Source organism: Pseudomonas sp. NY15463 (assembly GCF_048068415.1).
In the GTDB taxonomy this organism is placed as follows: Bacteria; Pseudomonadota; Gammaproteobacteria; order Pseudomonadales; family Pseudomonadaceae; genus Aquipseudomonas; species Aquipseudomonas mosselii_C.
In genome coordinates, this window is record NZ_JBLUQD010000003.1 from 476,257 (window position 1) to 500,757 (window position 24,501).

Consider the following 24,501-nt stretch of genomic DNA (forward strand, 5'->3'; position numbering starts at 1 on the left):
ATTCTACCTGCTTGCTAGCGCTTGGGGAGTCTCATGGATGTGACCGACTTGCTGGCCCGAGCCCTGACGGCCGGCGCCAGCGACCTGCACTTGGCGGCTGGTGAGCCGCCACTGCTACGTGTGGACGGAGAGCTACACCGCCTGGAGCTGCCGGCGCTCACCGCCCATGCCTTGGAGCACGGGCTGGGCGCGCTGCTCGATGGCGCGCAGCGTGAGCAATGGGCGAGGGGCGATGAGTTGGACTTGGCGCTGGATTTGCCTGGGGTGGGGCGTTCGCGCCTGAACCTGTTTCGCCAACACAATGGCCCAGGCGCTTGCCTGCGGTTGATCCCGGCAGGTATTCCAAGTGTCGAGGCGTTGGGCCTGGAGCAAGTGTCCGAGGCTCTTGCGAGGTGTCAGGACGGCTTGGTCCTGGTGGGCGGCCCGACGGGCAGTGGCAAGTCCAGTACCCTGGCCGCGCTCCTCGACCGCCTTAACGAGCGCTGCGCGCAACACATCGTCACCCTGGAAGACCCGGTCGAGTTCCTCCACGCGGGGCGGCGCAGCCTGCTCAACCAGCGCGAGATCGGCCGTGACTGCCGTAGCTTTGCCCACGGCCTGCGCAGCGCTCTGCGTCAGGACCCGGATGTGATCATGATCGGTGAGTTACGTGATCTGCCGAGCATTCGCCTGGCGCTGCGCGCGGCTGAAACCGGCCACCTGGTACTGGCGACCGTGCACACACGCTCGGCGGTGAGCTGCGTGGATCGTTTGGTGGACGTGTTCGCTGCCGAGGAGAAACCGCTGGTGCGCGCGATGCTCGCCGAGGCGCTGCGCCTGGTGGTGGCGCAAGTGTTGTTGAAGCGCAAGGGCGGCGGGCGTGTGGCGGCACGCGAAGTGTTGGTAGCGACGCCTGCTGTGCGCAATCTGATCCGCGAAGGGCGCATGGCCCAGGTTCCTTCGCTGATGCAGACAGGGGCGGCGCAGGGGATGATAACGCTGCAGGCCGCGATGCAGGCGCTGCGGGAACAAGGGGTGATCGAGTAGCGCGATGCAGGCGCCCCTGCTGCGTCAGCGCTTGGCCAGGTTCAGCGCCTGTTGGTCTTTGGGCAGTACACGTTTGGCAACTACGTAGTGCTTCTGCCAGTACGGTTTCTCCAGGCTGTCGATGCTCACTCGCTTGCCGGTACGCGGCGCATGGATAAAGCGGTCGTTGCCTAGGTAGATGGCGACGTGGTTCACCCGGCGGCTCTTGATGTTGAAGAAGATCAGGTCGCCTGGTTTGAGGTCGCCACGGGCCACTTTGACGCCTTGGCCTTGAGCCATGGCGTTGGAAGTGCGCGGCAGGTCGACATTGGCCACGTCATTGAAGGCGTACTTGACCAGCCCGCTACAGTCGAAACCCTTCTTCGGGCTGCTGCCACCCCAACGGTAAGGGGTGCCGAGTACGTTCACCGCGCGGCTGAGCACTTGGCTGCTCTGCTTGGGTGACATGGCCACAGCCTGCTGCGCCTGCTGGCGGGCAGCGTTGCTAGGGCGCGCCTGCACGGTGGTGTTGCGGTAATGGAGCGGGGAGCGTTTCACCGAGGCATCGGCATTGCTGGTGTAGCCGGTGAAACCGCTGGGAAGACGTTGCTCACGGTTGGTGGCGTGGGCGGCCAGGGGCAAAAGTAGGCAGAGGGTCAGCCATGTCTTGAAGAAAGGCGGCATAGTTGAAGCTCTTATAAGTGTTGGCGCGCAACTTTATAACAGCTTTTTGATCAATTTCTGATCCGTTGGTCGTGTGGGCGCGTACCATATGTCGGGTGGAAACGGAAAAGTCACATTTTCCGTTAGAAAATTTTCAGCTATCCCACGAGGGCTTCGAATGAATGGTTATCAACAGGGTGGGGCAGTCAATGACACGCACAGCAAGGTACTAGGGTACTTGCTGTGGATTTTCGGCTTCACCGGAGCGCACCGCTTCTACTACGGCAAGCCCATCACTGGGACGATCTGGTTCTTCACCCTCGGGCTGTTGGGGATTGGCTGGCTGATCGACCTGTTCCTGATCCCGTCGATGGACCGCGAGGCGGACATGCGTTTCCAGTCTGGCAGTGTCGACTACAGCCTGGCATGGGTGCTGCTGACGTTCCTGGGGGTGTTCGGCGTGCATCGCCTGTACCAGGGCAAGTGGATCAGCGCGCTGATTTACCTGTGTACCGGCGGTGTGTTCCTGCTGGGGGTGCTGTACGACTTCTGGACCCTGAACAGCCAGGTGTCTCTGGTCAACGCCGAGCGGCGTAGGGCCTAAGGCAAGCGGCAAGCTTCAAGAAAAAGCGGGTCGCGTAGGCCTAATGCGAGTCCGTTAAGCCAATGGGGGCCGCTTTGCGGCCCCAACTACTGCAACACAGGCTTAACTGACGGGAATTAGTCGCGAACGCCCACTGCTTTTTCTGGCAGCTTGCAGCTTACGACTTGCTGCTTAGGGTTTGCAGCTTGCCGCCCGTCAGGGGCGGCGCTGTTGCAGCAGCAGGTTGCTGAAGCCTGCACCGGCCAGTTGTTTTTGCGCCACGGTCAGCTGTTCGCGATTGCTGAACGGGCCGACCATCACGCGGTACCAGGTCTCTTCCTTGACCGTCCCCGACTCGACCTTGACGGCTTGGCCGAGCAGGATGATCTGCGCGCGGACCTTGTCGGCGTCGGCCTGCTTGCGGAACGAGCCGGCCTGCAGGAAGAACTGGGTGGTGGCTGCCGGCTTGATCACCGGGGGCGCCGGTGGTGGCGTTTCACCCATCAGCGCAGCCTGGGCGCGGGCGGTGTCGATCTTGGCCGCCTCTGCCGGGGTGACAGGCGTGGTTGGCACCGCCGGCACCGGTGGGGTCTTCTCCGGTACGGCCTCTGGCGGCACGATCACTTCCGACTCGGGCAGCAGGGTATAGAAGTCATACTTCGGCTTCACCGGCTGCTGCGGTGTCGGGGTGGTGTTCTTGCTCGCCTCGGCGACTTTCTCCGGCTTCTGTTGCTCGGGCTTGGTGCGCTTGATATCACCGCCACCGGGTTCGAGCTTCATCAGGAAGACGATGAAGGCGCCGACGGTCAGGCCGACCGCCAGCCACACCCAGCCGGGGATCGGCTGCTTGGCGGGCGGCTGGTGGCGGCTGGCGCCGCGCTTGGGTGCGGGCTTTTTCTTCGCAGCCAACTTACATGCGCTCCAGGGTTTCCAGGCCCAGCAGCTCCAGGCCCTGCTTGAGGGTCCGGCCGGTCAGGGCGGCCAGGCGCAGGCGGCTCTGCTGCTGTTGCGGGGTTTCGGCGGACAGGATCGGGCAGTTCTCGTAGAAGCTGGAGAACAGACCGGCGAGGTCGTACAGGTAGCTGCACAGGACGTGCGGGGTGCCTTTTTCGGCGACGTTGTTCAGGATTTCGCCGAACTGCGCCAGACGCGCGGCCAAATCCTGTTCGTGGGCGGCTTGCAGCACGATGCTGCCGTCGACCTCGTCGAAGCCCTTGCCGAGCTTGCGGAATACACCCGCCACACGGGTGTAGGCATACAGCAGGTACGGCGCGGTGTTGCCTTCGAAGTTGAGCATCAGCTCGAAGTTGAAGCTGTAATCGCTGGTACGGTGCTTGGACAGGTCGGCGTACTTGACCGCGCCGATGCCTACCACTTCGCCGATGCGGCGCAGCTCTTGCTCGGCCAAGCCTGGGTTCTTCTCCTTGACCAGCGCGTAGGCGCGATCCTTGGCCTCATTGAGCAGGTCGATCAGCTTCACGGTGCCGCCGTCACGGGTCTTGAACGGACGGCCATCGGCGCCGTTCATGGTGCCGAAGCCCATGTGCTCCATCTGCATTGGATGGCCGACGAAGCCTGCGCGGCGCGCGACTTCGAACACCTGGTTGAAGTGCAATGCCTGGCGCTGGTCGACGAAGTACAGGGCGCGGTCGGCCTTTAGCGTGTTGCTACGGTAGCGCACCGCCGCCAGGTCGGTGGTGGCGTACAGGTAGCCGCCGTCGGCCTTCTGCACGATCACCGGCAGGGGCTCGCCTTCGCTGTTCTTGAATTCCTCGAGGAACACGCATTGTGCGCCCTGATCTTCGACCAGCAGGCCCTTGGCCTTGAGGTCGGCGACCACGTTGGCCAGGTCGTCGTTGTAGGCGCTCTCGCCCATCACGTCGGCCATGCTCAGCTTGACGTTGAGCAGTTCGTAGGTCTTTTGGCAGTGGGACAGCGAAATGTCCTTGAAGCGCGTCCACAGCGCCATGCACTCCGGGTCGCCGGCTTGCAGCTTGACCACTAGGCCACGGGCGCGGGTAGCGAAGGCTTCTGACTCGTCGAAGCGTTTCTTGGCGGCGCGGTAGAAGTTCTCCAGGTCCGACAGCTCATCGCTGGTGATCGGGTTTTCTTCGAGGTAGGCCAGCAGCATGCCGAACTGGGTGCCCCAGTCGCCTACGTGGTTCTGGCGGATGACGTCATCGCCGAGGAACTCCAGCACACGGGCGACGCTGTCGCCGATGATGGTCGAGCGCAGGTGGCCGACGTGCATCTCCTTGGCCAGGTTCGGTGCCGACATATCGATCACCACTTTTTGCGCAGGGCCGGCCTTGCGCACACCCAGGTGGCCGTCTGCCAGGGCAGCGTCCAGGCGGTTGGCCAGGGCGTCGGTGTTCTGGAAGAAGTTCAGGAAGCCGGGGCCGGCGATCTCGACCTTGCTCACGTCGGCGCTGGCCGGCAGGGCGTTGATGAGCTTTTCCGCCAGCTCGCGCGGCTTCATGCCGGCCGGCTTGGCCAGCATCATGGCGATGTTGCTGGCGAAGTCGCCGTGGGTCTTGTCCCGGGCGTTTTCCACCTGGATCGCCGGCGCCAGCCCTTCAGGCAGTACGCCGTCGTTGACGAGTTGGGTGAGGGCTTGCTGGATCAGCTGGCGAATGGTGTCTTTCATGGGGATCTCTTTTCGACCGCAAGCGCGGTGGGGCGCTTCGATGCGCAGGTGGAAAAACTTGGCATTATCCGTTGCCGGTGACGGGTTGCCAACCTTTCAGCGAGCTACAAGCTACGAGCTGCAAGCGACAAGTAGTCGATCCAGCGCAGGGCCGCTGTGGCTTGATGCTTGGAGCTTGCGGCTTGCAGCTCAATAAAGGTCCACCGGGTCGACATCCAGCGACCAGCGCACCTGTCGTCCGGATGGCATTTGCTCCAACACTAGCAACCATGCACTGATCAGTCGATGCAGCTGCGCCCGGGCATTGGCCTGGAGCAATAGTTGTGCGCGAAACCGCCCTGCTCGGCGTTCCATGGGGGCTGGCACTGGGCCCAGCAGTTCGATGCCGTGCAGCGCCTGTTCGTTCAGCAGGCGCTCAGCTGCCGCGCAGGCTTCGTCGAGGAAGCCTTCGGCCTGGCCCGGCTTGTGCGCATCGGCACGGAGTAGGGCCAGATGGGCGAATGGCGGCAGGCCGGCTGCACGGCGCTCGCTCAGCGCTTGCTCGGCGAAGGCGAAGTAACCTTGTTCGGTCAACTGAACCAGCAGGGGATGGTCCGCCAGATGGGTCTGTACGATCACCTTGCCTGGTTCTTCGGCCCGCCCAGCGCGGCCTGCGACCTGGACGATGAGTTGGGCCATGCGCTCGCCTGCACGAAAATCGCCGGAGAACAGCCCGCCGTCGGCATCGAGGATGGCCACCAGGGTGACTCGGGGAAAGTGGTGACCCTTGGCCAGCATCTGGGTGCCCACCAGGATGCTTGGCTGGCCGCGCTGAATGGTGGTGAACAGGTTGTGCATGGCGTCCTTGCGCGAGGTGCTGTCGCGGTCCACACGCAGGATCGGGTAGTCGGGGAACAGTACCTTGAGGCGCTCTTCGGCGCGCTCGGTGCCAGCGCCCACCGGACGCAGGTCGACGTGGGCACATTGCGGGCATTGCAGCGGCAGGTGTTCGTCGTAGCCGCAGTGGTGGCAGCGCAGCACTGCCGAGCGCTGGTGTACCGTCATGCGTGCGTCGCAGCGTGGGCATTCGGACAGCCAGCCGCAATCATGGCACAGCAGGGTCGGGGCGAAGCCGCGGCGGTTGAGGAACACCAGCACTTGCTGGCCGGCCTCGAGGGTCTGGCGAATGGCCTGTTGCAGCGGGCCGCTGATACCGCTGTCCAGCGGCAGGCTGCGCACGTCCAGACGCAGGAAGCGCGGCGCTCGGGCGCCACCGGCACGTTGGTTCATGCGCAGCAGGCCGTAGCGGCCAGTGTGGGCGTTGTGCAGGCTTTCCAGCGAAGGGGTGGCCGAGCCCAGCAGGATCGGGATGCCTTCCTGGTGCGCGCGCACCACCGCCAGGTCACGGGCGTGGTAGCGCAGACCTTCCTGCTGTTTATAAGAGCCGTCGTGTTCTTCGTCGATGATCATCAGGCCGGGGTTCTTCATTGGCGTGAACAAGGCCGAGCGAGTGCCGATGATGATGTCCGCCTCGCCGTCACGGGCCGCGAGCCAGGCATCCAGGCGCTCGCGGTCGGCGACCGCCGAGTGCAGCAAGGCGATGCGTGCGTTGAAGCGCTGCTCGAAACGTTGCAGGGTCTGCGGGCCGAGGTTGATCTCCGGGATTAGGATCAGCGCCTGCTTGCCGGCCTCCAGGGTTTCGCGGATCAGTTGCAGGTAGACCTCGGTCTTGCCGCTGCCGGTGACGCCCGCGAGCAGGAACGCGTGAAAAGCGCCAAAGCCTGAGCGCACGGCCTCGAATGCCGCGCGCTGCTCTTCATTGAGCGGCAATTCCGGCTGTGCCAGCCAATGCTCGTGGCGCGCCGCCGGCAAATGACGGCGCACTTCGATGTTGACCAGCTCCTTGGCCAACAGCAGGTCGAGGCTGTCCTTGTTCAGGCCCAGTTTGCCCAGCAGGCTGTGGGCCACCCCATGCGGGTGCTGCGACAGGGTCTTGAGGGCTTCGCGCTGGCGCGGGGCACGGGCGATGCGCGGGTCTTCCAGGCGTGCGCCTGGGGTCACGTGCCAGAAACGCTCCTGCCGGGCTTCGGCCGCCTCGCCCTGGCGCAGCAGGGTTGGCAGGGCCCAGTTCAGTGTGTCGCCAAGGCTGTGCTGGTAATACTGGGCGGTCCACAGACACAGCTTGAACAGCGCTGGCGGGATCGGCGAGACCGGGTCGAGCAGGGCGATGGCGGGCTTGAGCTTGTCGGCGGGCACTTCACTTTGTTGCGCCACTTCCACCAGCACGCCGATCATCTCGCGGCGCCCGAACGGCACGCGAATGCGCATGCCGGGCGTCAGGGGCTGGCGCGCCAGGCTTGCCGGCGCCCGGTAGTCGAACAGGCGACGCAGGGGCGAGGGTAGGGCAAGGCGCAGGATGACGTCGGACACGCGGAAGGTCTCTGGAGGGCATTTCGGCAATCCGGCGAGCCTAGCAGACGACGGTCGGTGCAAGCGACAACTTGCGCTGCGGCTGTGCTCTGGTATTATTCGCCGCCTAATTACGTGCGGTATTCAACAATGGTGTTGGGTGGCGGCACGCAGCTCGAGGAAGTGACCATGAAAGCAGATATTCATCCGAACTACGAAGTAGTTGCAGTCACCTGCAGCTGCGGCAACAAATTCGAAACCCGTTCGACCTTGGCCAAGCCGCTGGCGATCGACGTTTGCTCCCAGTGCCACCCGTTCTACACTGGCAAGCAAAAAGTCCTGGACACCGGTGGTCGCGTACAGAAGTTCGCCGATCGCTTTGGTATGTTCGGTACCAAGAAGTAATCATGCGCATGGCGAATCTCTTGAGGTTCGCACTGTTGCAAAAAAAGGCGCTCCTTGTGGGCGCCTTTTTTATGGGCGCGATCTGGCAGGCACAGGCGCAGGCCTTCTGTCCGCTCCCCGAGCGCGCCCAGCCGGTGGCGGTGCGACAGGTGGTCGATGGCGATACCATTCGGCTGGTCGATGGGCGCAGCGTGCGCCTGATCGGCATCAATGCCCCGGAGCTTGGTCGCAATGGGCGTGTTGCAGAGCCTTACGCCGAGGCCGCCAGGCAACGCTTGCAAGCCTTGGTCAAGGCCAGTGACGGCAAGTTAGGCCTGGTGCCCGGAGCGCAGTCCAAGGACAAGTATGGCCGGACCCTGGCGCATATCTACAGCCGGACTGGCAACAATCTCGAAGCACAACTGCTCAGCGAGGGGCTGGGCTACCGGGTTGCGGTCGCGCCAAATGTGCGTTTGTCCGCCTGCCAGCAGCAGGCCGAGCGACAGGCCCGGCAAGCCCGCAAAGGGCTGTGGCGCCAATCACCGGTGCGCTCCGCGCGGCGCCTCGATCAAGCCGGCTTTGCAGTGATAAGCGGCAAAATAAGCAAGGTCGAGGCTAATCGTGGCGGTATCTGGCTTGAACTGGATGGCGCCGTGGTGCTGAACATCCCCGCTCGTCTGCGTCGCCACTTTCCTCCAGGCTTTGTGGATAACCTCAAGGGACGCCAGGTCGAGGCGCGTGGTTGGGTGGTGGACCGTTCCCGAAAAGGTGGCCTCACGCCTGGGCAGCGACGCTGGCTGTTGCCATTGACCGATCCGAGCATGTTGACGCCGGTTTCTGGTTAAATAGTTGTAGACATTAAGCTGGCTAATTGTACACACTTGCCTTTCCAAAACCCCGTGGGTTTTAGCGTAAAGTCGTAGGCCAAAGGCCTTGACACTCGTGACCGGGCAGTCTTGTCGCCCTCCGGCACTTTGCGTATCCTCGGCGGTCCGTCAGAACAGTAAACAGCGGAATGCCCATCATGTCAGACCTGAAAACCGCCGCTCTCGAATACCATGCTCAGCCCCGTCCAGGGAAACTGAGCGTCGAGCTCACCAAGCCCACCGCCACCGCCCGCGACCTCGCCCTGGCCTACAGCCCAGGCGTCGCCGAGCCTGTGCGCGAAATTGGCCGTGATGCAGAGTTGGCCTACAAATACACCGGCAAAGGCAACCTGGTTGCGGTGATCTCCGACGGTACCGCGATTCTGGGTCTGGGTGACCTGGGCCCGCTGGCCTCGAAGCCGGTCATGGAAGGCAAGGGTGTTCTGTTCAAGCGTTTCGCCGGCATCGATGTTTTTGACATCGAAGTCGAATCGGAAAGCCCGCAAGCCTTCATCGACACCGTGCGTCGCATCTCCATCACCTTCGGTGGCATCAACCTCGAAGACATCAAAGCACCTGAGTGCTTCGAGATCGAGCGCACCCTGATCGAGCAGTGTGACATCCCGGTCTTCCACGATGACCAGCACGGTACCGCCATCGTTACCGCAGCCGGCATGATCAACGCCCTGGAAATCGCCGGCAAGACACTCGAAGACGCCAAGATCGTCTGCCTGGGTGCTGGCGCTGCGGCCATCTCCTGCATGAAGCTGCTGGTCAGCATGGGCGCCAAGGTCGAGAACATCTTCATGATCGACCGCAGCGGTGTGATCCACGCTGGCCGTGACGACCTGAACCAATACAAGGCCCAGTTCGCCCACGCCACCGATAAGCGCACCCTGGCTGACGCCCTCGACGGCGCCGATGTGTTCGTTGGCCTGTCCGGCCCGAACCTGCTGAGCGCAGAAGGCCTGAAGTCGATGGCTGCCAACCCGATCGTGTTCGCCTGCTCGAACCCGGACCCGGAAATCGCTCCGGAGCTGGCCCACGCCACTCGCAGCGACGTGATCATGGCTACCGGTCGTTCCGACTACCCGAACCAGGTCAACAACGTACTCGGCTTCCCATTCATCTTCCGCGGTGCTCTGGACGTTCGCGCCAAGCGCATCAACGAAGAAATGAAGATCGCCGCGGCCATCGCTCTGAAAGACCTGGCCAAGCTGCCGGTTCCGAAGGAAGTTTGCGAAGCGTATGGCGTCGAAGGTCTGGAATTTGGCCGTGAGTACATCATTCCGAAGCCGCTGGACGCTCGCCTGATCACCGTCGTTTCCGACGCTGTGGCCAAGGCCGCCATCGAATCCGGCGTGGCTACCCTGCCGTATCCGAAGCACTACCCGCTCAAGAGCGTGGATGACGTGTTCAACGGCTAATACAGCACGCAAAAAAGAACCGGCTCATATGAGCCGGTTTTTTTTGCTTCAGTTTCGAGCTTCAAGCGACAAGCCGTTCGATGTCTGCCGTTGCACCTGCGCAAGGCCGGACGCAGATCCGCTTGCCGCTCGAAACTTGCTGCTATCAGAACAGATCCATAGGCGCGGATTCATCTGCCGGCAGAGGGCTGCCCGGTGCTGCGCCATTGCCCAGCTCGTCCACCGACGGCGGCGAGTCTTCGGCCTTGAACAGCTCGAAGTAGGCGTTCGGCGTGCTCGGGGTGGCGGCGCGGCCACTGACCGGGTCGACTCGCAGGCTGAGAATGCCTTCTGGCTCAGCCGGGGCATGCTCAGGCTTGCCCTTGAGCGCCGCGCCCATGAAGTTCATCCAGATCGGCAGCGCCACGGTGCCGCCATATTCGCGGCGACCGAGGCTTTCCGGCTGGTCGAAGCCTACCCATACGGTAGTCATGTAGTCGGCGTTGTAACCGGAGAACCAGGCATCCTTGGACTCGTTGGTGGTGCCGGTCTTGCCGGCTAGGTCGCTGCGGCCCAGCGCCATGGCGCGGCGGCCGGTGCCGCGCTTGATCACGTCCTGCAGCATGCTGGTGAGGATATAAGTGGTGCGGCCATCGATGATGCGCTCGGCCACCGCTGGTGCCTGTGCTGCTGGGGCGACCTGACCCAGGGCCGAAGGCGCTTCGCCTGGCATGGGGGCAACGCTGATGGACTGTTCCGGGGCGGCAAGGCCGGCCTGGTCCTGAGCGCCTTGCGGGACGCGTGGCGGGTTGGCGGTGAACAGTGTCTCGCCGCTACGGCTCTCCACGCGCTGGATCAGGTACGGGTTGATCTTGTAGCCACCGTTGGCGAAGGTGCTCCAGCCAGTGGCGATTTCCATCGGCGTCAGCGTGGCGGTGCCCAGTGCTAGCGACAGGTTGCGCGGCAGGTCCTGCTTGTTGAAGCCGAACTTGGCGATGTAGTCGATCGTGCTATCTACGCCCATGGCCTGCAACAGGCGGATCGAAACCAGGTTGCGTGATTTGTACAGCGCTTCGCGCATGCGAATCGGGCCGAGGAAGGTGTTGGTGTCGTTCTTCGGACGCCAGACTTTGTCCAGGTACTCATCGACGAACACGATCGGTGCATCGTTGACCAGGCTGGCGGCGGTGTAGCCGTTATCCAGTGCGGCGCTGTAGACGAAAGGTTTGAAGCTTGAGCCTGGCTGGCGCTTGGCCTGGGTGGCGCGGTTGTAGTTGCTTTGCTCGAACGAGAACCCACCAACCAGCGCGCGGATCGCACCGTCGTAAGGATCGAGAGTGACCAGCGCACTCTGCGCCGCAGGTACCTGGCTGAACTTCAGCGTGCCCTCAGGCAAGCGTTGCAGGCGCACCAAGTCACCCACTTGGGCGACGTCGGCCGGTGACTGCGGCGTGCGGCCCTGTGCATTGGTGTTCAGGTACGGGCGAGCCCACTTCATGGTGTCCCAGGCGACGCTTTCTTCCTGGCCGGTGCGGGTCATGACCTTCAGGCCGGTCTTGTCGACCTGGGTGACGATGGCCGGCTCCAGGCCGCCCAGTGGGCGCTGCTTGCCCAGCTCTTGCAGCCAGGCAGCGCGGGTCTTGCCTGGGAAGCGCGCCTCCGGGCCACGGTAGCCATGCCGCTCGTCGTATTCGGAGAGGCCGTTGAGCACCGCGTCGTTGGCCATCTGCTGCATGTCGCTCGGCACCGTGGTGGTGACGCGCAAGCCTTCGGTGTAAGCCTCGCTGCCGTAGCGGCCGACCATTTCGGCACGCGCCATCTCGGCGACGTAGGGGGCATTCACTTCTGGCGTGGGCACGTGGTAGCTGGCGTTCAGCGGTTCGGCGAGGGCTGCTTGGTAGCTGGCCTCATCAATCTTGCCCAGCTTGTACATGCGCCCCAGGATCCAGTCGCGACGCTCCTTGGCGCGAATGGGGTTGGCCAACGGGTTGAAGCGCGAAGGAGCCTTGGGCAGGCCTGCGATCATCGCCATCTGCGCCAGGCTGACGTCGCGGATCGACTTGCCGTAGTACACCTGCGCCGCCGCGTCGATACCGTAGGCACGGTTGCCCAGGTAGATCTTGTTGACGTAGAGCTCGAGGATCTCGTCCTTGGTCAGCTCGCGTTCGATCTGCAGGGCCAGCAGGATTTCGTTGGTCTTGCGCGAGAAGCTGCGTTCGCTGGTCAGGAAGAAGTTCTTCGCCACCTGCATGGTGATGGTGCTGCCGCCGGTCTGGATGTGCCCGGACTTGAGCAACTGCGAGGCCGCCCGCATCAGGCTGCTGGGGTCGACACCGTAGTGATTGAGGAAATTATCGTCCTCGGCTGACAGAAGCGCCTGTATGAACTGTGGGGGAATTTCCTGGAATTTGATTGGAGAGCGGCGCATTTCGCCGAACTCGGCAATCAGCTTGCCGTCGCTGCTATAGACCCTCAAGGGGATTTGCAACTGGACGCTTCTGAGCGAATCGACCGACGGGAGGTTGGGGCTAAGATACAGAAACGCACCGCTCACACCGAGTACGAGCGCGCAGATAACTGCGACGAAAGACCACCAGAAGAACTTCAGCAGGCGTATCAAGGCTTTTGGGTGTCCAGGTTGAGGAGTGGATTGCACGCGAGGCCAGCGGACAGGAAAAAACGCTGGGCATTATAAGCATTTTTCGCTCCTCCGGGTGACCGGCCGGGGCGACGCCCCGACCGCTCGTGGGGTAATTGCACAGGCTCGGATGGCCAGGAAGGGAACGTCATGATTGGACGATTTGGCAGGGATGTCGGTTCACTGCTGGGGGTAGATATTGCCTGCGGCGCGGTAAGAATGCTTCATATGCGCCGTCAGCGCGGGCAGGCGCGTGTCGTCGGCTGGGCCTGCGAGCCGTTGCCCGATGGCGCCTTGCGCTTCGACGACAACCCTTCGCTGGTGCGCGCGTTAGGTGAGGCTCGGCGGCGCTGCGGATCGCGCCAGCGCCGGGTCGCACTGGCACTGCCTGCGGCGCAGGTAATCTGCAAGGTCGCGCAGTTGCCACGCGGCATCAGCGAGCAAGACCTGGAAGGGCAACTGCTGACCGAGGCGGAGCAATTGTTTCCATTTCCCCTTGATGACCTTGCCCTGGACTTTCAATTGATCGGGCCTGCACCGCGGGCCGCGGACAAGGTCGAGGTGTTGATTGCCGCGTGTCGGCAGAGTCAGCTCGACCCGCTGGAGCAGCTGTTTGCCCAGGCCGGGCTCGAGGTAGTCGCCGTGGAAGTGGACAGCTTCGCCTTGCGCCGAGTCATGGCGCGGCGCTCGCCACGTACGGCCTTGCTGCATATCGAAAGCGACCGGTTGGCGCTGCACTGTTGGTCGCAGGGGCCGGTTGCGCAATGCCGGCAGTGGTCGCAGGCTGATTCCAGCGGCTGGTTTGACGAGGTGGCGGCGTTGCTGGCGCCTGGCCAGGACCTGATCGGGGTCGATGCGCTGATGCTGGCTGGAGGTGCTGCCAATGCTGAATACGCTGCGCAGTTGAGCCGGCGGCTGAGTCTGCCATGCCACCTGGCGTGCTTGCCGGGGGTTGGCGCGGCGGGTCCTGAGCCTGCACTGCACGCCTCGATGGCGCTGGCGTGCGGGCTGGCGCTGGGAGGTTTGCGATGAACCTGCGCATGAACCTGATGCCTTGGCGCGAACGTCGCCGGGCAAGTGCGTTGCGCCGCTTTCATTTGAGCTTGGTCGCTACGCTGGTCCTGGCGCTGGCGTGCATGGTGGTGCTCGATCAGTGGGCGCGTGAGCGACTGGCGCGGCAATCCACGCTTACGGCCGGTTATCAGGCTCAATCGCAGGCTCTTGGCGATGTGCCTGAGGCCACGCAGCGGTTGCGCCGCGCACATGCCGAGGTGTTCGCGCAGTTGCAGCAACTGTCGCGCTTGCGCAAGGGGCAGAGCGTGCTTTGGCAATTGTTGTCAGGTGTGGAACGGGCCATGCCGGGCGGTGCCCGGCTCGGTGAAATCAGTGTGAAGGACGATCGCCTGCGTATCGCAGGCCTTGCGGCATCGGCCTCGAGTGTGGCGCAGCTGATGCGCGACCTGGAAGCGTTGGGTGTGGCGCGTGATCTTGAGCTGGTTTTCCTGCGTCGCCAGGCGAGTGGCGATGAGTTCCTGTTACTGGCTCGCTTGCCGGTCGACTGGTCATGAGCGGCTTGCCCAATATCAATTGGGGCGGGCTGTTCGCCTGTTCGCGGGCCTTGCGCGTGGCGGCCTTGCTGAGTGTCGTCATGGCGGTGGCAGGGCTGGCCTGGGGGGTGAGCCTGCGCGGTCTGGAGCAGGGCTATCGAGCGGCGCTGTTGCAGGCAGATCAGGCGCAGACGGCGTTGACGGCCCTTGAGCTGCAGGTTGCGGCGCTTGATGTTGAGCGCGCCACCCTGATCGATGTCCGGCAACAGTTGCAGGAGGGGCTTTGGCGTTTGGATGCCGGGGAAGGCATGAGTGAGCTGCTCGATCAGTTGGCCATCTCCGGGCATGAGCATGGGCTGGTCTTCGAGGCTGTCGACGTGCTGGACGTGCAGAGGCCGGCCGACAGCTACTGGCAGATGCCGTTGGCATTGCAGGTAGGCGGGCGTTATCCATCGCTACGCGCCTGGTTGCAGACGTGGACGGGGCAACTGCGATTGCTGGAGATCGCCGATTTGAAGTTGACCGCCAGGGGCGATGGCAGCGACTGGGTCAGCGCACAGATCCGGGTACATGCCTACGGTGCCAGCCAGGCGCTGGCGCCGCCGGCCTCGCTGGCCGATGAGCCTGCACGGGCGGCGGTCGAGGTTTCGTCATTCGACCCGTTCAGGCCTTGGTCGGTGGCGGGGGCCGAGGCGGGGCTCTCAGGCATCGCCCTGGAGCAGTTGCAGATGGTCGGCAGCCTTTCCCGTGGCGGGATTCACCAGGCGTTGGTGCTCGCCGGTGGGCGTTTGCATCGGATTCGGCAAGGGCAGCGCCTGGGCCGCGACGAAGGGCGGGTAGTACATGTCGATGCACAGCGCATGGTGGTACGTGAACGCGTGTACCTCGCCGGTGCTTGGCAGGAACGTTCGAGGTTTTTGGCGCTCGACGAGCGAGCGCCTGCGGAGGTCATGGATGAGGGTGAAGCAGTGTTTGATCGGGGGCGCGATAGCGGTGTGGATGAGCGCGTGTCTGGCTTCGGCAGGGCCCATTCAGGATGAGCCCATATCGCTGAATTTTCAGGACGTCGAGGTCCGTTCGGTGCTACAGGTATTGGCCGACTTTGGCGGCATCAATTTGGTGGCCAGCGACGCGGTGCAGGGGCGTATCACATTGCGCCTGGACGCGGTGCCTTGGGTGCAGGCGCTCGACCTGGTTCTCGGTAGCAAAGGGCTTGGGCGTCGTGTGGAGGGCAGCGTGATGGTGGTCGCGCCACTTGCCGAACTTGTTGAGCAGGGCGATCAACTGGCGCATGAGCCATTGCAGCGTGAATTGATCGCCATCCACCACGCCAAGGCCGCAGAGCTGGCGGAGCTGCTCCTGGCGAACCTGGCCGATGACGGCATTCTGTCCGGCCGTGGCAGTGTCGGTGTGGACGTCCGGACCAACACCCTGGTGCTCGCGCAGCCCGCGAGGCGGCTTGCCCAGATACGCGCCCTGGTGACGCAACTGGACATGCCCGTTCGTCAGGTCATGATCGAGGCGCGGATCGTCGAGGCGAGTATCGATTACGAACGGGTGCTGGGCGTGCGCTGGGGGCCTGAGCTGTACAAGGATGGCGCCCGCCTGGGCGAGGATGTATTCGTTGACCTGGGTGTTGAGCGTGCCACGTCCAGCCTGGGGGTGGGGCTTTTGCGCAGCGACATCTTGCTCGACCTTGAACTCAGTGCCATGGAAAAGAGTGGTCATGGTGAAATCATCTCGCAGCCCAAGGTGGTCACCGCCGACAAGGAAACCGCACGGATCCTCAAAGGCACCGAGGTGCCTTACCAGGAAACCAGCAAGAGCGGCGCCACCTCCATCTCCTTTCGCGAGGCTTCGTTGTCGCTGGAAGTGACCCCGCAGATCACGCCGGATGGCAAGGTGGTGATGCAGGTGCGGGTGACCAAGGATGAGCCCGATTTCGTCAATGCACTGAACAACGTCCCGCCGATTCGCAAGAACGAGGTCAATGCCAAGGTGCGAGTCACCGATGGGCAGACCATTGTGATTGGTGGCGTGTACTCGACGTCGCAGAACAAAGTGATCGACAAGGTGCCATTTTTCGGCGATCTGCCGTATGTTGGGCGGCTGTTTCGACGCGATGCATTACAAGAGAAAAAATCTGAGCTGCTGGTCTTCCTGACTCCGCGTATCATGAATGACCAGGCGATTGCTGTGAGTCGTTGATTCTGTGCGAAATTTGATACTTGTAGGGCCCATGGGCGCTGGAAAGAGCACCATCGGGCGCCTGTTGGCCAAAGAGCTGCGCCTGCTGTTCAAGGATTCCGACAAGGAAATCGAGCTGCGAACCGGCGCCAATATCCCGTGGATCTTCGACAGAGAGGGCGAGCCGGGCTTTCGCGACCGCGAGCAGGCGATGATCGCCGAACTTTGTGCGTTGGATGGCGTTGTGCTGGCCACCGGAGGTGGCGCCGTCATGCGCGAGGCGAACCGCGCTGCATTGCACGCGGGTGGGCGGGTGATCTACCTGCACGCCTCGGTCGAGCAGCAGGTCGGGCGTACGGCCCGCGACCGCAACCGGCCTTTGCTGCGCACTGCCAATCCAGAGGCCACCCTGCGTGCCCTGTTGGAGGCGCGCGACCCGCTTTATCGGGAGATTGCCGACCTGGTGGTTGAAACCGACGAACGGCCGCCACGCATGGTCGTACTCGACATTCTCGAGCGTTTGCAGCAGTTGCCGCCCCGCTAAACGGGGGTCTATCCTCGGCGACCAATGCCGAGCTGGGTTGAACGTCACCGCGCAGTGCTGCAGCGTCAGCACTGTGCCCAAGTACATTGTGGGGATACATGCAGACACTAAAGGTCGACCTGGGCGAGCGCAGCTACCCGATCTATATTGGCGAAGGGCTGCTGGACCAGCCTGAGCTGCTCAAGCCGCATATCGCCGGTCGGCAGGTCGCCATTGTCTCCAACGAGACCGTCGCCCCCCTGTACCTGGAGCGCCTTGCCAAGACCCTGGGGGCTTATAGCGTGCTGCCTGTGGTGCTGCCCGACGGCGAGGCGCACAAGAACTGGGAAACCCTTCAACTGATTTTCGATGCGCTGCTGACCGCTCGTCACGACCGGCGTACCACCGTTGTCGCCCTCGGGGGAGGGGTCATCGGTGACATGGCCGGTTTCGCCGCCGCGTGCTATCAGCGCGGTGTCGATTTCATCCAGGTGCCGACCACGTTGCTGTCGCAGGTCGATTCGTCGGTGGGCGGCAAGACCGGTATCAACCACCCATTGGGCAAGAACATGGTCGGTGCTTTCTACCAGCCCAATGCGGTGCTGATCGACACCGCCAGCCTCAAGACCCTGCCCGAGCGCGAGCTGTCTGCGGGTCTTGCCGAGGTCATCAAGTACGGGCTGATTTGCGACAAACCGTTCCTCGGCTGGCTCGAAGACAATATGCGTGCCCTGCGTACCTTGGAGCCTGTCGCGCTGACCGAGGCGATCCGCCGCTCTTGCGCAGCCAAGGCCGCAGTGGTCGGCGCCGATGAGCGCGAGTCGGGCGTACGTGCCACGCTCAACCTTGGTCATACCTTTGGCCATGCCATCGAGACCCACATGGGCTATGGCGTCTGGCTGCACGGCGAAGCCGTAGCGGCTGGCACGGTGATGGCCTTGGAGATGTCCATGCGTCTGGGCTGGATCGACCAGCCGGCGCGTGATCGCGGAATTCGCCTGCTGCAGGACGCAGGATTGCCGGTGGTGCCACCACAGGAAATGACCCCGGCGCATTTCATGGAGCACATGGCGGTCGACAAGAAAGTGCTCGACGGGCGTCTGCGTCTGGTGCTGTTACGCCAGATGGGTGAGGCCGTCGTCACCGACGACTATCCGAAAGAGATTCTTCAGGCCACGCTGACGGCGGACTACCGCGCGATCGTGGCCCAGCTTTGAGGTTGTGACAACGCAATGAGCACTCTGCATGCCGATGAGGCGTTCCTCGAACACTATCAACTGACCCACGATCCGTTCGCCCCCCGGGTGCCCGGTTTCAAGTTCTTCCCCGCCCAGCGCAAGCCCGTGTTGGGGCAGTTGCATCACCTGGCGCGCTACAGTCAGCTGATGCTGGTGGTCACCGGTCCCGTTGGCAGCGGCAAGACCCTGCTGCGCCAGGCCTTGGTGGCCAGTACCAACAAGCAGTCGGTGCAGAGCGTGGTGGTATCGGCCCGCGGCGCTTCGGATGCTGCCAGTGTACTGGGCCAGGTGGCGCAGTCACTGAACGTGGCTGAGCCCGAGGTACAGGCGATCCTTTCGCAGGTGGTGCAACTGGCGCTGACCGGCCAAGAAGTCTATTTGCTGGTGGACGATGCGGAACAACTCGACGAGTCGGCACTCCAAGCGTTGCTGGAGTTGGCGGCTGGCGTCGCCGAGGGGCGTCCGCATGTGTTCCTGTTCGGCGAGCCATCGCTGATCGCAGGGCTGGAGGAGATCAACATCGATGAGGAGCGTTTCCACATCATCGAGCTGGCCCCCTACAGCGAGGAAGAAACCCGCGAGTACCTGGAGCAGCGTCTGGATGGCGCGGGCCGGGGCATCGAGGTGTTCACTCGCGAGCAGATCGTCGATATCCACGAAAACTCCGACGGGTGGCCTGGGACCATCAACCAGGTCGCTCGCGACACTTTGATCGAAGCCATGATCGCCAGCCGTACCACGGCCAAGCGACCATCCATGGGGTTCAAAATGCCTAAGAAACACGTGCTTGCGTTGTCCGCTGTGGTCGTGGTCGCCGTTGGTGCAGCGGTTCTGATGCCCAAGAAGGGTGACAAGGCGCCGACCGAGGCGCCAGCCGCCCAGGCCCAACTGCCGCTCGGGCAGCAGGGCAGCGGCGCTCCAGCCATCGAATTTTCTGGCTCGTCGCAGCCGATGCCGCTGCCGTTGGTCGGTCAGTCGCAGCCGGTCATGCGCGAACCGCTGGCCCAGGCCGCAGGCATGGGTGAGGGTGAGGAAAGCAGCCCGGCAGGCAACACTGCCCTGCAACCGGCTGCGCCCTCGGCAGCCGTTCCGCCGACCGTGACCACCATCGCACCGCCCGAGGGTGCCTCGGCTAGCGCGGCCCCTGCTCCGGCGCAGCCTGTGACGGTGGCGCCTGCTCAGAAAAACGTCGCCACTCAGCCAGCCAAGCCGGTTGCACCTGCCAAGCCCGTTGCCGTGCCGACCCAAGTCGCCAGTGCGAAACCTGCGGCCAAATCGGTTGAGAGTGCCAGCGCTGGCGGGGCGGGCAACAGCAGCTGGTATGCCGGCCAGAAAGCCGGCAACTATGTGGTTCAGGTATTCGGTACCAGCTCCGAGGCGTCGGCTCAGGCGTTCGTCAAGGCGCAGGGTGGCGACTATCGCTACTTCCGCAAGAACCTGCAGGGCAAGCCCCTGTATGTGGTCACTTATGGTAATTTCGCCAACCGCGATGCAGCCGCTGCGGCAATCAAGAACTTGCCAGCCAAGGTCCAGGCTGGTAAACCTTGGCCACGTACCGTCGGCAGCGTCCAACAAGAGCTGGCCACGGCCCGCTGATACCTTCCGGGCGGCATTACCCCCGCCGCCCAGTTGCTGAGCGACTTCTAGCTTTCAACTAGCCTGCTGCGCCTGAGCGCGGCAGGCTTTTCTGTCCCAGACTGCCGGCCACAAGCCTTCCATTGCAGTCATGGCTGAAACGCTTCAGACTCATGCCAAGCCGATATCACGGCGCATGGCGCAAAAACATTCAAAATTGCGACATAAATTTTCAGTAATGAGACATGAAAATTTGTGGGCATCACTGTCGCTGTGCAACAATGGTTTTCCATGGCCACCGCAAAAAGCTGGCGTTTGATCGGCGTGGATGGTAAGTGGTTGTTAAAAAAGAGATTTGCCTCCGGTTGAGAGGTGAACCTGGTGAGAAAGTGTCTATGAAAACAGGTCTGTACCATCCCGAAGAATTCAAGGACAACTGTGGTTTCGGCCTGATCGCCCACATGGCGGGCGAGCCGAGTCACCACCTTCTGCAAACCGCCATGCAGGCACTGACCTGCATGACCCACCGTGGTGGCATCAACGCCGACGGCAAGACCGGCGACGGTTGCGGTCTGCTCATGCAGAAGCCCGATCAATTCCTGCGTGCCGTGGCCCAGGAGCATTTTGCCGTCGAACTGCCTAAGCAGTACGCCGTTGGCATGGTGTTCTTCAACCAGGACCCGGTCAAAGCCGAAGCCGCCCGCGCCAACATGGACCGCGAGATCGTCAATGCTGGCCTGAAGCTGGTCGGCTGGCGCAAGGTCCCGATCGACACCAGCGTCCTCGGTCGCCTGGCGCTGGAGCGCCTGCCGCAGATCGAGCAGGTGTTCATCGGCGGTGAAGGGCTGAGCGATCAGGAATTCGCGATCAAGCTGTTCAGTGCCCGTCGCCGCTCGTCCGTGGCCAACGCCCACGACGCCGACCACTACATCTGCAGCTTCTCGCACAAGACCATCATCTACAAAGGCCTGATGATGCCGCGCGATCTCGCGGCCTTCTATCCAGACCTCGGTGACGAGCGCCTGCAAACCGCGATTTGCGTGTTCCACCAGCGCTTCTCTACCAACACCCTGCCGAAGTGGCCGCTGGCGCAGCCGTTCCGCTTCCTCGCCCACAACGGCGAGATCAACACCATCACTGGCAACCGCAACTGGGCCATGGCCCGTCGCACCAAGTTCGCCAACGACCTGATCCCCGACCTCGAAGAGCTTGGCCCGTTGGTCAACCGCGTCGGCTCCGACTCTTCGAGCATGGACAACATGCTCGAGTTGATGGTCACCGGCGGCATCGACCTGTTCCGTGGCGTGCGCATGTTGGTTCCGCCTGCCTGGCAGAACGTCGAGACCATGGACGCCGACCTGCGCGCCTTCTACGAATACAACTCCATGCACATGGAACCGTGGGATGGCCCGGCCGGTATCGTCATGACCGAAGGTCGCCATGCGGTATGCCTGCTTGACCGCAATGGCCTGCGCCCGGCGCGTTGGGTCACCACCAAGAACGGCTACATCACCCTGGCGTCGGAAATCGGCGTGTGGGACTACAAGCCTGAAGACGTCATTGCCAAAGGCCGTGTTGGTCCAGGCCAGATCTTTGCGGTCGACACCGAGACCGGCCAGATCCTCGACACCGATGCCATCGACAACCGCCTGAAGTCGCGCCACCCGTACAAGCGCTGGCTGCGTCAGCACGCCACGCGTATCCAGGCGAGCCTGACCGACGACCAGGGCGTGGCCAGCTACGACGCTGACCAGCTCAAGCAGTACATGAAGATGTTCCAGGTCACCTTCGAGGAGCGTGACCAGGTGTTGCGCCCGTTGGGTGAGCAGGGCCAGGAAGCAGTCGGCTCGATGGGTGACGACACGCCGATGGCTGTGCTGTCGCAGCGCGTACGTTCGCCGTACGACTTCTTCCGCCAGCAGTTCGCCCAGGTGACCAACCCACCGATCGACCCGCTGCGCGAAGCGATCGTGATGTCGCTGGAAATCTGCCTGGGGGCTGAGCGCAATATCTTCCAGGAGTCTCCCGAGCATGCTTCGCGGGTAATCCTCAGCTCGCCGGTCATCTCGCCCGCCAAGTGGCGTTCGCTGATGAACCTGGAGCGCGAAGGCTTCGACCGTCAACTGATCGACCTCAACTACGATGAGAGCGTCGGCCTGGAAGCGGCCATCCGCAACATCGCCGATCAGGCCGAAGAGGCTGTGCGCAGCGGCAAGACCCAACTGGTACTGAGCGACCGCTACATCGCCCCTGGCAAGCTGCCGGTACACGCCTCGCTGGCCGTCGGTGCAGTGCACCACCGCCTGACCGAGCAGGGCCTGCGTTGCGACAGCAACATCCTGGTCGAGACCGCCACCGCACGCGACCCGCACCACTTCGCGGTGTTGCTGGGCTTCGGTGCTTCGGCGGTTTACCCGTATTTGGCCTACGAAGTGCTGGCCGACCTGATCCGCACTGGCGAAGTGCTGGGTGACCTGGACGAGGTCTTCAAGTACTACCGCAAAGGTATTTCCAAAGGCCTGCTGAAGATCCTGTCGAAGATGGGTATCTCCACCATCGCCTCGTACCGTGGCGCGCAGCTGTTCGAAGCCATCGGCCTGTCCGAAGAAGTGGTCGCGCTGAGCTTCCGTGGCGTTCCGAGCCGCATCAAGGGCGCGCGTTTCGTCGACCTGGAAAGCGATCAGAAGCTGCTGGCAGCTGAAGCCTGGAGCGCGCGCAAGCCGATCCAGCAAGGCGGGCTGCTGAAGTTCGTCCACGGTGGCGAATACCACGCCTACAACCCGGATGTGGTCAACACCCTGCAAGCCGCCGTGCAGCAGGGCGACTACGCCAAGTTCAAGGAATACACCACGCTGGTTGACCAGCGCCCGGTGTCGATGATCCGCGACCTGCTCAAGGTCAAGGTCGCCGACCAGCCGCTGGCCCTGGATCAAGTCGAGCCGCTGGAGGCGATCCTCAAGCGCTTCGACTCCGCCGGTATCTCGCTGGGCGCGTTGTCTCCCGAGGCTCACGAAGCACTGGCCGAGGCGATGAACCGCATCGGCGCGCGCTCGAACTCCGGTGAGGGCGGTGAAGACCCATCGCGCTACGGCACCATCCGCAGCTCGAAAATCAAGCAAGTCGCGACCGGCCGCTTCGGTGTGACCCCGGAATACCTGGTCAACGCTGAGGTGTTGCAGATCAAGGTCGCCCAGGGTGCCAAGCCCGGTGAAGGCGGCCAGCTGCCAGGCGGCAAGGTCAACGGCCTGATCGCCAAGCTGCGCTACGCGGTGCCGGGCGTGACCCTGATCTCGCCACCGCCGCACCACGACATCTACTCGATCGAAGACCTGTCCCAGCTGATCTTCGACCTCAAGCAGGTCAACCCGCAGGCGCTGGTTTCGGTCAAGCTGGTCGCTGAAGCTGGCGTAGGCACCATCGCCGCTGGCGTGGCCAAGGCCTACGCCGACCTGATCACCATCTCCGGCTACGACGGTGGCACTGGCGCTTCGCCGCTGACCTCGATCAAGTACGCGGGCGCACCGTGGGAGCTGGGCCTGGCCGAGACCCACCAGACCCTGCGCGGCAACGACCTGCGCGGCAAGGTGCGGGTACAGACCGACGGCGGCCTGAAAACCGGCCTGGACGTGATCAAGGCGGCCATCCTCGGCGCCGAGAGCTTCGGCTTCGGCACCGCGCCAATGATCGCCCTGGGCTGCAAGTACCTGCGTATCTGTCACCTGAACAACTGCGCCACCGGCGTCGCTACCCAGAACGACAAGCTGCGCAAGGACCACTACATCGGCACTGTCGACATGGTGATCAACTTCTTCACCTTCGTCGCCGAAGAGACCCGTGAGTGGCTGGCCAAGCTGGGTGTACGCAGCCTCGGCGAGCTGATCGGTCGCACCGACCTGCTCGACGTGCTGCCGGGCGACACCGAGCGTCAGCAGTACCTGGACCTCAGCCCGCTGCTGGGCAGCGCGCACATTCCGGCTGACAAGCCGCAGTTCTGCGAGGTGGACAAGAACCCGCCGTTCGACCAGGGCGAGCTGGCCGAGAAAATGGTCGAGATGGCGCTGCCAGCCATCCGTGACATGGCCGGTGGCGAGTTCAACCTCGACATCTGCAACTGCGACCGTTCCATCGGTGCGCGCATCTCGGGCGAAATCGCCAAGCTGCACGGCAACCAGGGCATGGCCGCTGCGCCGATCACCTTCCGCTTCAAGGGCACCGCGGGCCAGAGCTTCGGCGTGTGGAACGCCGGTGGCCTGAACCTGCACCTGGAAGGCGACGCCAACGACTACGTCGGCAAGGGCATGACCGGTGGCAAGCTGACCATCGTGCCACCTGCCGGTAGCCCGTTCGAAACCCAGCACAGCGCCATCGTCGGCAACACCTGCCTGTACGGTGCCACCGGTGGCAAGCTGTTCGCCGCCGGCACCGCTGGCGAGCGCTTCGCTGTGCGTAACTCCGGCGCCCACGCTGTAGTCGAGGGCACCGGCGATCACTGCTGCGAATACATGACCGGCGGCTTTGTCTGCGTCCTGGGCAAGACCGGTTACAACTTCGGTTCTGGCATGACGGGCGGTTTCGCCTACGTGCTCGACATGGACAACACCTTCGTCGACAAACTCAACCATGAGCTGGTGGAAATCCAGCGCATCAGTGGTGAGGCGATGGAAGCCTACCGCAGCCACCTGGCGCGGGTCCTGGGCGAGTATGTGGAAGAGACTGGCAGCGCGTGGGGGCGTGAGCTCTTCGAGAACCTGGACGACTACGTGCGACGTTTCTGGTTGGTCAAGCCCAAGGCGGCCAATCTGAAGCAACTGCTGTCCAGCACCCGTGCCAACCCGCAGTAAAAGCAGCTGC

The 24,501-nt window shown here is 63.2% G+C and carries 18 protein-coding genes; 13 read left to right on the forward strand and 5 right to left on the reverse strand.

Going from position 1 to position 24,501, the window contains the following annotated elements:
• Positions 1–33 precede the first annotated feature (33 nt).
• On the forward strand, positions 34–1,026 hold the full coding sequence (locus tag ACNFIC_RS10045; protein ID WP_416780921.1) for a type IV pilus twitching motility protein PilT: 993 nt from the start codon (positions 34–36) through the stop codon (positions 1,024–1,026).
• A 24-nt stretch (positions 1,027–1,050) separates the two neighbouring features.
• Here ACNFIC_RS10045 and ACNFIC_RS10050 read toward each other — a convergent pair whose 3' ends face one another.
• The gene (locus ACNFIC_RS10050; protein ID WP_138220465.1) at positions 1,051–1,689 is read right to left on the reverse strand and encodes a C40 family peptidase; all 639 of its coding nucleotides are present in this window, start codon (positions 1,687–1,689) and stop codon (positions 1,051–1,053) included.
• A 157-nt stretch (positions 1,690–1,846) separates the two neighbouring features.
• Between ACNFIC_RS10050 and ACNFIC_RS10055 the strand changes: the two genes are divergently transcribed.
• Positions 1,847–2,272, forward strand: coding sequence for an NINE protein (locus ACNFIC_RS10055; protein ID WP_416780922.1), 426 nt, complete (start codon positions 1,847–1,849; stop codon positions 2,270–2,272).
• Positions 2,273–2,467: 195 nt separating this feature from the next.
• Here ACNFIC_RS10055 and ACNFIC_RS10060 read toward each other — a convergent pair whose 3' ends face one another.
• The 3 genes from ACNFIC_RS10060 to ACNFIC_RS10070 form a co-directional block, all read right to left on the reverse strand.
• The gene (locus ACNFIC_RS10060) at positions 2,468–3,160 is read right to left on the reverse strand and encodes an SPOR domain-containing protein (protein ID WP_138220463.1); all 693 of its coding nucleotides are present in this window, start codon (positions 3,158–3,160) and stop codon (positions 2,468–2,470) included.
• A 1-nt stretch (position 3,161) separates the two neighbouring features.
• On the reverse strand, positions 3,162–4,898 hold the full coding sequence (argS, locus tag ACNFIC_RS10065) for an arginine--tRNA ligase (RefSeq protein WP_138220462.1): 1,737 nt from the start codon (positions 4,896–4,898) through the stop codon (positions 3,162–3,164).
• A gap of 189 nt (positions 4,899–5,087) precedes the next feature.
• Positions 5,088–7,307, reverse strand: coding sequence for a primosomal protein N' (locus ACNFIC_RS10070; protein WP_416780923.1), 2,220 nt, complete (start codon positions 7,305–7,307; stop codon positions 5,088–5,090).
• Between the two features lie 168 nt (positions 7,308–7,475).
• Between ACNFIC_RS10070 and rpmE the strand changes: the two genes are divergently transcribed.
• From rpmE to ACNFIC_RS10085, 3 genes are all read left to right on the forward strand, one after another.
• A complete protein-coding gene (rpmE, locus tag ACNFIC_RS10075; RefSeq protein WP_023378219.1) occupies positions 7,476–7,691 on the forward strand; it encodes a 50S ribosomal protein L31 in 216 nt (71 codons plus the stop codon).
• Between the two features lie 2 nt (positions 7,692–7,693).
• Entirely contained in the window at positions 7,694–8,515 is an 822-nt protein-coding gene (locus ACNFIC_RS10080; RefSeq protein ID WP_416780924.1) for a thermonuclease family protein, read from the forward strand.
• A gap of 179 nt (positions 8,516–8,694) precedes the next feature.
• Positions 8,695–9,963 (forward strand): malic enzyme-like NAD(P)-binding protein, encoded by a 1,269-nt coding sequence (locus tag ACNFIC_RS10085; protein ID WP_138220458.1) that lies wholly within the window; start codon positions 8,695–8,697, stop codon positions 9,961–9,963.
• 145 nt (positions 9,964–10,108) lie between these two features.
• Here the strand turns inward: ACNFIC_RS10085 and ACNFIC_RS10090 are convergent, their stop codons facing one another.
• On the reverse strand, positions 10,109–12,559 hold the full coding sequence (locus ACNFIC_RS10090; protein ID WP_416780984.1) for a penicillin-binding protein 1A: 2,451 nt from the start codon (positions 12,557–12,559) through the stop codon (positions 10,109–10,111).
• A gap of 171 nt (positions 12,560–12,730) precedes the next feature.
• Here ACNFIC_RS10090 and pilM point away from each other — a divergent pair, with 171 nt between their 5' ends.
• The 8 genes from pilM to gltB all read left to right on the forward strand — a co-directional run bounded on the left by pilM (position 12,731) and on the right by gltB (position 24,491).
• Entirely contained in the window at positions 12,731–13,612 is an 882-nt protein-coding gene (gene pilM / locus ACNFIC_RS10095) for a type IV pilus biogenesis protein PilM (RefSeq protein WP_138220456.1), read from the forward strand.
• Complete coding sequence (locus ACNFIC_RS10100; protein WP_138220454.1) at positions 13,609–14,148, forward strand: PilN domain-containing protein; 540 nt, start codon at positions 13,609–13,611, stop codon at positions 14,146–14,148. The genes pilM and ACNFIC_RS10100 overlap by 4 nt, the downstream gene beginning before the upstream one ends.
• Positions 14,145–15,167 (forward strand): pilus assembly protein PilP, encoded by a 1,023-nt coding sequence (locus ACNFIC_RS10105; RefSeq protein ID WP_416780925.1) that lies wholly within the window; start codon positions 14,145–14,147, stop codon positions 15,165–15,167. Before ACNFIC_RS10100 ends, ACNFIC_RS10105 begins: the two co-directional genes overlap by 4 nt.
• A complete protein-coding gene (locus tag ACNFIC_RS10110) occupies positions 15,127–16,335 on the forward strand; it encodes a type IV pilus secretin PilQ (protein ID WP_416780926.1) in 1,209 nt (402 codons plus the stop codon). Before ACNFIC_RS10105 ends, ACNFIC_RS10110 begins: the two co-directional genes overlap by 41 nt.
• Before the next feature lie 4 nt (positions 16,336–16,339).
• A complete protein-coding gene (aroK, locus tag ACNFIC_RS10115) occupies positions 16,340–16,858 on the forward strand; it encodes a shikimate kinase AroK (RefSeq protein WP_138220451.1) in 519 nt (172 codons plus the stop codon).
• Positions 16,859–16,956: 98 nt separating this feature from the next.
• A complete protein-coding gene (aroB, locus tag ACNFIC_RS10120; protein ID WP_416780927.1) occupies positions 16,957–18,054 on the forward strand; it encodes a 3-dehydroquinate synthase in 1,098 nt (365 codons plus the stop codon).
• 15 nt (positions 18,055–18,069) lie between these two features.
• On the forward strand, positions 18,070–19,671 hold the full coding sequence (locus tag ACNFIC_RS10125) for an AAA family ATPase (RefSeq protein ID WP_138220449.1): 1,602 nt from the start codon (positions 18,070–18,072) through the stop codon (positions 19,669–19,671).
• A gap of 374 nt (positions 19,672–20,045) precedes the next feature.
• Positions 20,046–24,491 (forward strand): glutamate synthase large subunit, encoded by a 4,446-nt coding sequence (gene gltB / locus ACNFIC_RS10130; protein ID WP_138220448.1) that lies wholly within the window; start codon positions 20,046–20,048, stop codon positions 24,489–24,491.
• Positions 24,492–24,501: the final 10 nt, after the last annotated feature.